The organism is Variovorax sp. Soil_C_33, assembly GCF_057656935.1.
Map to the genome: position 1 here is coordinate 146,845 of NZ_JBDGJK010000017.1, position 9,350 is coordinate 156,194.

At 66.4% G+C, this 9,350-nt stretch carries 11 protein-coding genes; 10 read left to right on the forward strand and 1 reads right to left on the reverse strand.

Features of this window, described 5'->3' with window-relative positions; translation table 11 throughout:
* Positions 1-6: 6 nt before the first annotated feature.
* From AC3A6B_RS23740 to AC3A6B_RS23785, 10 genes are all read left to right on the forward strand, one after another.
* Positions 7-882, forward strand: coding sequence for a branched-chain amino acid ABC transporter permease (locus tag AC3A6B_RS23740; RefSeq protein ID WP_487839099.1), 876 nt, complete (start codon positions 7-9; stop codon positions 880-882).
* Positions 879-1,793 (forward strand): branched-chain amino acid ABC transporter permease, encoded by a 915-nt coding sequence (locus tag AC3A6B_RS23745; RefSeq protein ID WP_487839100.1) that lies wholly within the window; start codon positions 879-881, stop codon positions 1,791-1,793. Before AC3A6B_RS23740 ends, AC3A6B_RS23745 begins: the two co-directional genes overlap by 4 nt.
* Complete coding sequence (locus AC3A6B_RS23750; protein WP_487839101.1) at positions 1,790-2,521, forward strand: ABC transporter ATP-binding protein; 732 nt, start codon at positions 1,790-1,792, stop codon at positions 2,519-2,521. Before AC3A6B_RS23745 ends, AC3A6B_RS23750 begins: the two co-directional genes overlap by 4 nt.
* Positions 2,514-3,218, forward strand: coding sequence for an ABC transporter ATP-binding protein (locus tag AC3A6B_RS23755; protein WP_487839102.1), 705 nt, complete (start codon positions 2,514-2,516; stop codon positions 3,216-3,218). Before AC3A6B_RS23750 ends, AC3A6B_RS23755 begins: the two co-directional genes overlap by 8 nt.
* Positions 3,219-3,324: 106 nt before the next feature.
* The gene (locus tag AC3A6B_RS23760) at positions 3,325-4,041 is read left to right on the forward strand and encodes a GntR family transcriptional regulator (RefSeq protein WP_487839103.1); all 717 of its coding nucleotides are present in this window, start codon (positions 3,325-3,327) and stop codon (positions 4,039-4,041) included.
* Positions 4,042-4,090: 49 nt separating this feature from the next.
* Entirely contained in the window at positions 4,091-4,645 is a 555-nt protein-coding gene (locus tag AC3A6B_RS23765; RefSeq protein ID WP_487839104.1) for a VOC family protein, read from the forward strand.
* 31 nt (positions 4,646-4,676) lie between these two features.
* Positions 4,677-5,540: a fumarylacetoacetate hydrolase family protein gene (locus tag AC3A6B_RS23770; protein WP_487839105.1), complete on the forward strand. Its 864-nt coding sequence runs from the start codon at positions 4,677-4,679 to the stop codon at positions 5,538-5,540.
* A 58-nt stretch (positions 5,541-5,598) separates the two neighbouring features.
* Positions 5,599-6,567, forward strand: a complete 969-nt coding sequence (locus AC3A6B_RS23775) for a Bug family tripartite tricarboxylate transporter substrate binding protein (protein ID WP_487839106.1) — start codon at positions 5,599-5,601, stop codon at positions 6,565-6,567.
* Between the two features lie 7 nt (positions 6,568-6,574).
* Positions 6,575-7,153 carry an amino acid synthesis family protein gene (locus AC3A6B_RS23780; protein ID WP_487839107.1) on the forward strand — a complete coding sequence of 193 codons (579 nt, stop codon included), beginning with the start codon at positions 6,575-6,577 and terminating at the stop codon, positions 7,151-7,153.
* A 13-nt stretch (positions 7,154-7,166) separates the two neighbouring features.
* On the forward strand, positions 7,167-8,162 hold the full coding sequence (locus AC3A6B_RS23785) for a zinc-dependent alcohol dehydrogenase family protein (protein ID WP_487839108.1): 996 nt from the start codon (positions 7,167-7,169) through the stop codon (positions 8,160-8,162).
* Between the two features lie 14 nt (positions 8,163-8,176).
* Here the strand turns inward: AC3A6B_RS23785 and AC3A6B_RS23790 are convergent, their stop codons facing one another.
* Positions 8,177-9,178: a cysteine synthase A gene (locus AC3A6B_RS23790; protein WP_487839109.1), complete on the reverse strand. Its 1,002-nt coding sequence runs from the start codon at positions 9,176-9,178 to the stop codon at positions 8,177-8,179.
* Positions 9,179-9,350 lie beyond the last annotated feature (172 nt).

Here is a 9,350-nt window from a genome sequence, read left to right on the forward strand (position 1 = left end):
CCTCCTATGAGGCTGATCGACGCATTGATCTTCGGGCTGACGCTGGGTGGGACCTATGCGCTCATTGCGCTGGGTCTCAACCTTCAGTACGGCGTCGCGCGCATTCTCAACCTCGCCTATGGCGAGATGCTGATTGCCGCGGCTGTCGGCGGCCTGGTGCTCTTCACGCGGGCCGGCGTCTCGCCGCTGGTCGCGCTCTTGCTGCTCGTGCCGGTCGCCGCCGCTGCGGGGGCGTTCCTCTACAAGGTGGCGTTCGTGCCGCTGGTCAGGCGTGCGCGCAGCCGCGACGCCCTCGAGGGCGACAGCATCCTGTCGACTTTCGGCCTGCTGTTCGTGATCCAGGGCCTCATGCTCGCCGCGTTCGGCGGCAACTACCTGAGCTACTCGTTCCTCTCGATTCCGATCGAAGTCCTGGGAACGACAGTAGCCGCCAACCGGTTGCTCGCCCTCGTAGTGGCGTTGGTCCTGGGCGCCGCGCTGTTCGTGATCCTGACCCGAACGCGCGTCGGGACTGCCTTGCGCGCGGTGGCGGTCGACCCCGGGTCCGCGCCGCTGGTGGCGATCGATGTCACGAAAATCGCGATGCTGGCCTTCGCCATGGGCACGGCGCTGGTCGCCATCGCCGGCGTGCTGGTCAGCATGTTCTCGACCTTCAGCGCCACCATGGGCGTGCTCTTCACCATGAAGGCCTTGATCGTCGTGATCATGGGCGGCGTCGGCAACTTCGTCGGCTGTGTACTGGCTGCGCTGCTGCTCGGCCTGAGCGAGAGCCTCGTTTCCACGTATGTGGACCCGGGGCTCACGCTGGCTGCCAACTACGCCATCTTCTTGCTGGTGCTCGTATTCCGGCCGTCCGGCCTGTTCGGGAGGGCTGGCCGGTGACATCGAGATCCAAACTGTTTCTTGCGCTGTCGCTGGCTGTTTTCATCGCGCTGGCTTTCGCCCCGCAAGCCGGGAACGACTACACGACGTCCCTGCTGATCAACGTGCTGCTTTACGCGAACCTCGCCACGGCGTGGGGTATCTTCTGCGGAACGACACGCTTCATCTCTCTTGCGACCGTCGCCTTCTTCGGCGTCGGGTGCTACAGCGTCGCAGTTCTTTCGGAGTTCCTGCCCTGGCCGGCGGTGCTCGTGGTGGCGGCCTTGCTGGGAGGCGCGTTGGCCCTTGCGATCGGCATCTGCACGCTGCGTCTTTCCGGCATGTACTTCGTGGTCTTCAGCTTCGGCATTGCCGAACTGATCCGCCAGCTCGTCACCTGGTACGAGTCCAAGCTCGTGGGATCGGTCGGGCGCTATGTGTTCCTGGAGATCACTGCGGCGCAGATCTACTGGCAGCTCCTCGTGCTGCTCGGCTTGCTCTGGATCCTGGGAGCCTGGCTTTCGAAGTCTCGACTGGGATTCGCCCTTCGCCTGATCGGCGAGGACGAAGCCGCGGCCCGCAGTTGTGGCATCAACACCGTTGGCGTTCGCCTCGCGGTGCTGACGGGGACAGCCATGTTCATGTCGGTGGCCGGGGCCATCGTGGCGCCGCGCTGGACCTACATCGAGCCATCCATCGCGTTCAACTCGCTCGTGTCTTTTCAGGTCGTGGTGATGGCGCTTCTCGGCGGCGTGGCAGCGTTCTACGGACCGATCCTGGGCGTGGTCCCGCTGGTGCTCGCGTTCGAAGTCCTCACCAAGTACTTCCCGGACCACTTCAGCATCGTGCTCGGCGCCATCTTTCTGGTGATCGTGTACCTGCTGCCGCGAGGCCTGCTGGGCGCGAGCGAGAAGCTCAGGAGGCGCCCGTGAGCGCGCCGCTCCTCGAGGTCGACGACCTGTCCCGACGCTTCGGCGGGCTGAAGGCGGTGGAAGGCCTGTCGCTCCACGTCGGCAAGGGCGAGATCGTCGGCCTGCTCGGGCCCAACGGCTCGGGCAAGACGACGGCGCTCAATCTGATCAGTGGAGCGCTGCAACCCGACCGGGGCTCGGTGAAGCTCGATGGACAGGAAACCGCCGGCGCGCCGAACTTCCAGGTTGCGCGCCTGGGTATCGCGCGCACCTACCAGCTCGTGCGGCTCTTCAGGACGATGAGCGTGCTGGAAAACGTGGTGGCGGGGATGTCGTTCACGCATGAGCGACGTTTCGGGACCGAGGCCAACGCCGTCGCGTCGGAGCTTCTGGAGCGGGTCGGATTGGCGGCAAGGGCATCTCGGCGCGCCGAAGATCTCACCTACATCGACCAGAAGCGACTCGAGCTCGCACGCTGCCTCGCGAGCCGCCCTCGCGTGCTCTTGCTGGACGAGTGGCTGGCAGGCTTGAATCCCACGGAACTGCTTCAGGCGATCGAGCTCGTGCGTTCGCTGAAGCGCGATGGCGTTTCCATCCTGATGGTCGAGCACGTGCTGGAAGCCGTCAGGTCGCTGTGTGACCACTGCGTGGTCATGAACGCCGGCCAGCGGATCGCGCTGGGCCCGGCGGCTTCGGTTCTGGCCGATCCTGAAGTCGTGCGGGCGTATCTCGGAGACGATCATGCTTGAGCTCAGAAAGCTGTGCGCGCACTACGGAATGCATCAGGCGCTGGCCGATGTGGAGATTCACGTGGCCGCCGGCGAAGTCGTCAGCGTGCTGGGAGCGAACGGCGCCGGCAAATCCACCCTGCTCAGATGCATCGCCGGGCTGATGCCGGCCAAAGGGGCGGAAATGACGCTGGGCGGCAAAGCGCTCACGGGCCTCAAGGCGGACCAGCGGGTGGAGGCGGGCATCGCCCTGGTGCCCGAGGGACGCGGTGTCTTCGGCGACCTCACGGTGAAGGAGAACCTCTTCCTTGGCGCGTATCCGCGGCGAGCGCGCACGAACGAACACCGCAACTTGGAGCGCGTGCTCGAACTCTTTCCGAGATTGCGCGAAAGGCTGTCCCAGAGCGTACGGACCATGAGCGGGGGCGAGCAGCAGATGGTCGCGATCGGGCGGGCGCTCATGTCCAGCCCGGATGTGCTGCTGCTGGACGAGCCTTCACTGGGCCTGTCGCCGCTGATGGTGTCGGAACTCTTCAAGTCCCTCGAACGCGTTCGCGACGACAAGGTGTCGATCCTGCTCGTGGAGCAGAACGCCAAGCGCAGCCTGGCACTCTCGAATCGAGGCTACTTGCTGGAACAGGGCCGCGTGGTCGGTGCCGACAGCGCAGGCGCCTTGCTCGCAAGCGAGGCCGTGCAGCACGCCTACCTCGGCGGATGAGCACGGCAGGTGCGAGTAGTTGTGCACAAAAGACAGGTCGTGCACAAAAAGTCATTTCATACCTGGTGTTTCCCCTAGGCTCATCGTTTGCATGTAATCTGTCTTTATGCATAAAATTGACGCCATGAAGAATCCCAACAGCAGCGCGGCCGACATCTCGACTCCTCTTTCGGAACAGGCCTTTCGCAGCCTCCGGCATGACGTCCTGGTCGGTACCTTCGAAGCGGGCAGCAAGCTCAAGCTCGATGAACTGCAGGGCCACTACGGCTTTTCGAGCAGTCCCTTGCGCGAAGCCCTCAGCCGTCTCACGCAAGAAGGTCTGGTGCGAGCCGACGAGCGTCGAGGATTCCGCGTCGCGCCGATCTCTTCGGAGGACCTGAACGACATCACGCACATGCGGCTCATGCTGGATGTTCAGGCACTCCGCAGCGCGATCGAACTGGGCGACGATGCGTGGGAAGGGGCGATCGTGGCCGCTTTTCATCGACTCGAGAAGGTCGAATCGCGCTTGAGCGATGGCCCGGTGATCCTGGACGAAGAGTGGAGCGAAGTTCATCGCAGCTTTCATGCGTCACTGATCGCGGCCTGTGCATCGGAGCGTCAACGCATGTGGAGTGCCAGCTTGTTCGATCAGGCTGAGCGCTACCGGCGGTTCTCCGCGCGCCACCGGCAGACGGGGCGTCGCAAGTCCAACGAGCATCGAAAGATCATGGATGCGACCTTGCGTCGCGATGCCGATACCGCTTGCGCGCTGCTCGGCGAGCACATCCTGAGCACGCAACGCAATGTGGAGGCCGCCATGCGGCGTGCCGCCGACGCTTGAAACCGGCGCGCTGCACCGGCGCCTGAGACACTTAAACCAGGAGACCCTCATGCTGAAGGTCAGCAGACCTACGCCTTCGCACTTTGGAATCTACGTGACCGACCTCGACAGGATGGTCGCGTTCTACACCGAGGTGTTCGATCTGACCATCACCGATACAGGCGTTGGCAAGACGTTCAAGAACAAGCTGGTGTTCACTAGCGCCAGCCCTGACCAGCACCACCAGCTGGTCATCGCGTCAGGTCGCCCGGCCGACGTCAAGTTCAGCACGGTCATGCAGCTGTCCTTCGCCGTGCCCGGCATCCAGTCGATGCGCGACATCTGGGCCAAGGCAGAGGCTCGCGGGGCGACCGACATACGTGGGCTCAATCACGGCAACGCGTTGTCCGTCTACATGCTCGATCCCGAAGGCAACATGGTCGAGATCTACGTCGACACGCCTTTCTATGTCGAACAGCCGCATGGCGACCCGCTGGATCTCTCCAAGTCCGATGAAGAGATCCTGCGGGAGACCGAAGCGATTTGCCGCCGGGATCCCACCTTCAAGACCCTGGCCGACTGGCAAGCCGATTTCCTGAGTCGCGCTCCCACGCCGGGCGCATAAGCGACAACCTCTTCCTCGAAACGGACATCACATGAAACTTCTCTCGTTCATCCATCAGGGCCGCGAAACCTGGGGCGCAGTCGTCGGCGACAGCGTCGTCGACCTGGGCCTGGCGATGCCGCAGCATGCGAGTCTCGCCGACTACATCGCCTCGGGCGACTACACGCGGGCCGCGCAGCACGTCGAGGGCCTGGCCCCGGCCGCGAAGCTGGCCGACATCCGCTTCCTGCCGGTGATTCCGCGCTCCGAGAAGATCATCTGCGCCGTGCGCAACTACATGGACCATCACCAGGAGGTGCTGGCCGCAGGCATGCAGCGCGAGCTCTCCGAGCAGCCGCCGATCTTCCTGCGCGTGTGGCGCTCGCAGTGCGCGCACAACGCGCCCATCGTGCGCCCGCGGGTGTCGGAGTCGCTGGACTGGGAAGGCGAGCTCGCGGTCATCATCGGCAAGGGCGGGCGCGACATCGCCGAAGCCGACGCCTACGACCATGTGGCCGGCTATGCCTGCTACAACGACGGCAGCGTGCGCGAATGGCAGTTCCATGCCAAGCAGATCGCCTCGGGCAAGAACTTCGAATCGACCGGCGGCTTCGGCCCTTGGATGGTGACCGCGGACGAGATCGCGCCCGGGCGCGAGCTCAAGCTCCAGACGCGGCTCAACGGCGAGGTGGTGCAGTCCAGCCACACGGGTCACATGATCTTCAGCATCCCGAAGCTGATCAACTACGCCTCGACCATCTTCACGCTCACGCCCGGCGACGTGATCGCCACTGGCACCCCGGCCGGCGTCGGCTGGAGCAAGAAGCCGCCGCGCTTCATGAAGGCCGGCGACGTCTGCGAGGTCGAGATCGAGGGCATCGGCGTGCTGCGCAATCCGATCGTCGACCAGGACTGATTCGACCACCAGCGGCCGCAAGCGCCGCCAGCGATTCCACAACGAACGGAGACAAACCATGCGGCGCAGACAACTTGTCGGCGCGGGCCTTGCCTTGGCCTGCGCGTCACCTTTCACGGTTCATTCGCAGGACTTCCCGGATCGCCCGATCAAGATCGTCCAGGGCTTCGCGGCCGGCGGTAACGCCGACACCATCGCCCGCGTGGTCAGCACCGAGATGAGCAAGGGGCTGGGCCAGCCCTTCGTCGTGGAGGCGCAGACGGGGGCCGGCGGCACCATCGCCTCCGCCACCGTCGCGCGCGCCAAGCCCGACGGCTACACGCTGCTGCTGGCCACCGGCGGGCATGCGGTGGCGGGTGCGCTCTACGGCAAGCTGGGCTACCAGACCGTGTCCGATTTCCAGATGATCTCCACCATCACCTACTTTCCCTTCCTGCTGGTGGTGCGCGCCGATTCGCCGTATCGCAGTCTCGCGGAGCTGCTCTCGGCAGCGCGTGCCGACGGGCGCAGCCTGTCGTACGGCTCCGCCGGCATCGGCTCCACGCATCATTTGGCGGGGGAGTTGCTGGTGAAGACTGCGAAGGCCGAGCTGCTGCACGTGCCCTACCGCGGCGACGCCGCCTCGGTGACCGCGCTGCTCGGCGGCGAAGTCCCGCTGATCATCGCGCCGCCGACGGCCGTGATGGCCAACATCAAGGCCGGCAAGCTGAAAGCGCTGGCGACCACAGGCGCGCAGCGCTGGGCCGCAATGCCGGAGCTGCCCACGGTGGCGGAGCAGGGCGTCGCCGGCTACGACGTGCGCTCGTGGGCCGGCTTCATGGCGCCCGCGGGCACGCCGCGGCCCGTGGTCGAGCGCCTGCGCGCCGAGACGCTCAAGGCCCTGCAGGTCCAGGGCGTTCGCGCGCGCCTGGAAGACATGGGCGGCGAGGCGCGCGGCAGCACGCCGGAAGAAATGACGGCGATGGTGAGTTCGGAGCTGAAGAAGTGGACCGCCGTCGTCAACGAAGCACAGATTCCCAAGCAGTGAGGTTCGCATGTCCCTGATCGAAATCCGAAAGCGCAGTCTCACCATCGAGACGATCCATCACGAGGGCGGCCCGCCGGTGGCCGAGCCGCTGAAGCTGGCCGCGGCCTGCGCCGTGATCCGCAACCCCTACGCCGGGCGCTACGAGCCCGACCTGATGCCCTTCATGGCCGAGCTCCGCACGCTGGGGACTTCGCTGGCGACGGAGCTGGTCGAGGTGCTGGGCCGCGACAAGGTGGAGGTCTACAGCAAGGCCGCCATCGTGGGCGTCAACGGCGAGCTGGAGCATGGCGCCGTGTGGCACGAAGCGGGCGGCTGGGCCATGCGCTCGGTGCTGGGCGAGCCGAAGGCGATCGTGCCCTCGGCCAAAGCAGTGGCCGCCACCGGCTACCGGCTGATGGTGCCGCTGCACTACATCCACGCGGCCTATGTGCGCAGCCACTACAACAGCATGGAAGTCGGCATCCAGGACGCGCCGCGGCCCAACGAGATCCTGTTCGCGCTGGTGATGGGCACGGGCGGCCGCGTGCATGCGCGGCTGGGCGGGCTGACGAAGGACGCCGTCACCGTGCATGACGGCCAGCGTTGACATGCAAAGCCTCATGCGTGCCGTGCAAGTGAGCAACCCCGGCGGCCCGGAGGCGCTGGAGCAGGTCGAGCTGCCGATGCCGGCGTGCAAGCCCGGCGAGGTGCGGGTGCGTGCCGAGGCGATCGGCGCCGGCGGACCCGACGTGCTGATCCGCAACGGCACCTACAAATGGATGCCGCCGCTGCCGGCCATTCCCGGCAACGAGATGGCCGGTACGGTGGAGGCGCTGGGGCCCGGCGTGACGACGCTGCAAGTCGGCCAGCGCGTGCTGGTCAGTTCGCGCGAGCTGCCGCAGCGCGGCGGCTGCTATGCGGAATTCATCTGCGTGCCCGAGGATGCGCCCTTCGTCCTGCCCGACAGCATCGCGTTCCAGGACGCGGTCAGCCTGGGCAACGTGCAGCTGGCGCAGGCGATGCTCCTGGCCGGCAACGGCGGCCTGCCGGTGCGCTCGATCCTCGTGCCGGGCGCGGCCGGCGGCGTGGCCACCATGCTCGTTCAACTCGCGGCGCACCTCGGCATGACCGTGATCGGCACCGCCTCCACGCCCGAGAAGCGGGCCCATGCACTGGCGCACGGCGCCAGCGCCATCGTCGACGGCGATCCGGCAGGGCTGCCCGATCGCGTCTTCGAGCTGACCGACGGGCGCGGCGTGGACCTGGCTTTCGATCACATCGGCGCTGAACTGCTGATCGCCTGCATCCGCTCGCTGGCGCCGCTGGGCACTGCGATCTCCTACAACATCGCGGGCGGGCCGCCGGCGCGCGACGTGTTCATGGAGCTGCGCTCGCTGCTGAGCAAGAGCCTGGCGGTCAGGACCTTTTCCATCCACACCTTCGACGCCGACCGGCAGCAGCGGCGCGCGCTGATGGACAAGGCCATCGGCCTCATGAGCCAGGGCGCGGTGAAAGCTCCGCCCACGCGCGTGTTTCCGATGGCCGAGGTGCAGGAGGTGCACCGCATGCTCGATGCCGGCGAGTCGCTGGGCAAGCTGGTGCTCGCGCCGCGATAGGTCAACGTTTCGGCTCACGCGAGCCAGGCCGGAACCGGAAGATTCTTCTCGCGCAGGAAGGCCGGGTTGTAGAGCTTCGACTGGTAGCGCGAGCCGGAGTCGGCCAGGATCGTCACGATCGTGTGGCCCGGCCCGAGCTCGCGTGCCAGGCGGATGGCGCCGGCCACGTTGATGCCGCTGGAGCCGCCCAGGCACAGGCCTTCCTCGCGCAACAGATCGAAGAGCACGGGCAGCGCCTCCTGGTCCTCGACCTGGTACGCGTCGTCGAAGGAGGCACCCTCCAGGTTGCCGGTGATGCGGTTCTGGCCGATGCCTTCGGTGATCGAGCTGCCGGCGCTGCGCAGTTCGCCGTACTTGATGTAGTGGTACATCGCCGCACCCAGCGGATCGGCGGCGGCGATCACGACGCCCGGCTTGCGTTCCTTCAGGTACTGGCCGACGCCCGCCAGCGTGCCGCCGGTGCCGATCGAGCAGATGAAGCCGTCGACGCGGCCGTCCGTCTGCTGCCAGATCTCGGGGCCGGTCGAGCGGAGGTGGCCGTCGCGGTTCGACAGGTTGTCCCACTGGTTCGCATAGAGCACGCCACGGGGCTCGCTGCGCGCGAGCTCCGCGGCGAGGCGTTCGGCCACGTGCACGTAGTTGCCCGGATCGCTGTAGGGCGCCGCGGGCACTTCGCGCAGCTCGGCGCCGTAGAGGCGAAGCGCGTCCTTCTTCTCCTGGCTCTGCGTCTGCGGGATCACGATCACGGTGCGGTAGCCGCGCGCGTTGCCCACCAGCGCCAGGCCGATGCCGGTGTTGCCGGCCGTGCCTTCGACGATCACGCCGCCCGGCTGCAGCTCGCCGCGCGCCTCGGCATCGAGCACGATGTAGAGCGCCGCGCGGTCCTTGACCGATCCGCCGGGATTCATGAACTCGGCCTTGCCGAGGATCTCGCAGCCGGTCAGCTCGGAAGCCTTGCGCAGCCGGATGAGCGGTGTATGGCCCACCGCCTGGGTGAAGCTTTCACGCACGTCCATGATGAACGAGGATATTCCGCGCTTCCGGCCTTCCCGGTTCGCGCGGCCCGCATCGGACTACGTGCAGAAAGGTCTTTCGCCGCGCGTCCTAGAGTTGCCCCTGGCACAGGTACTTGATGTGCATGTAGTCGTCCAGCCCGTGCACCGAGCCCTCGCGGCCGTAGCCGGACTC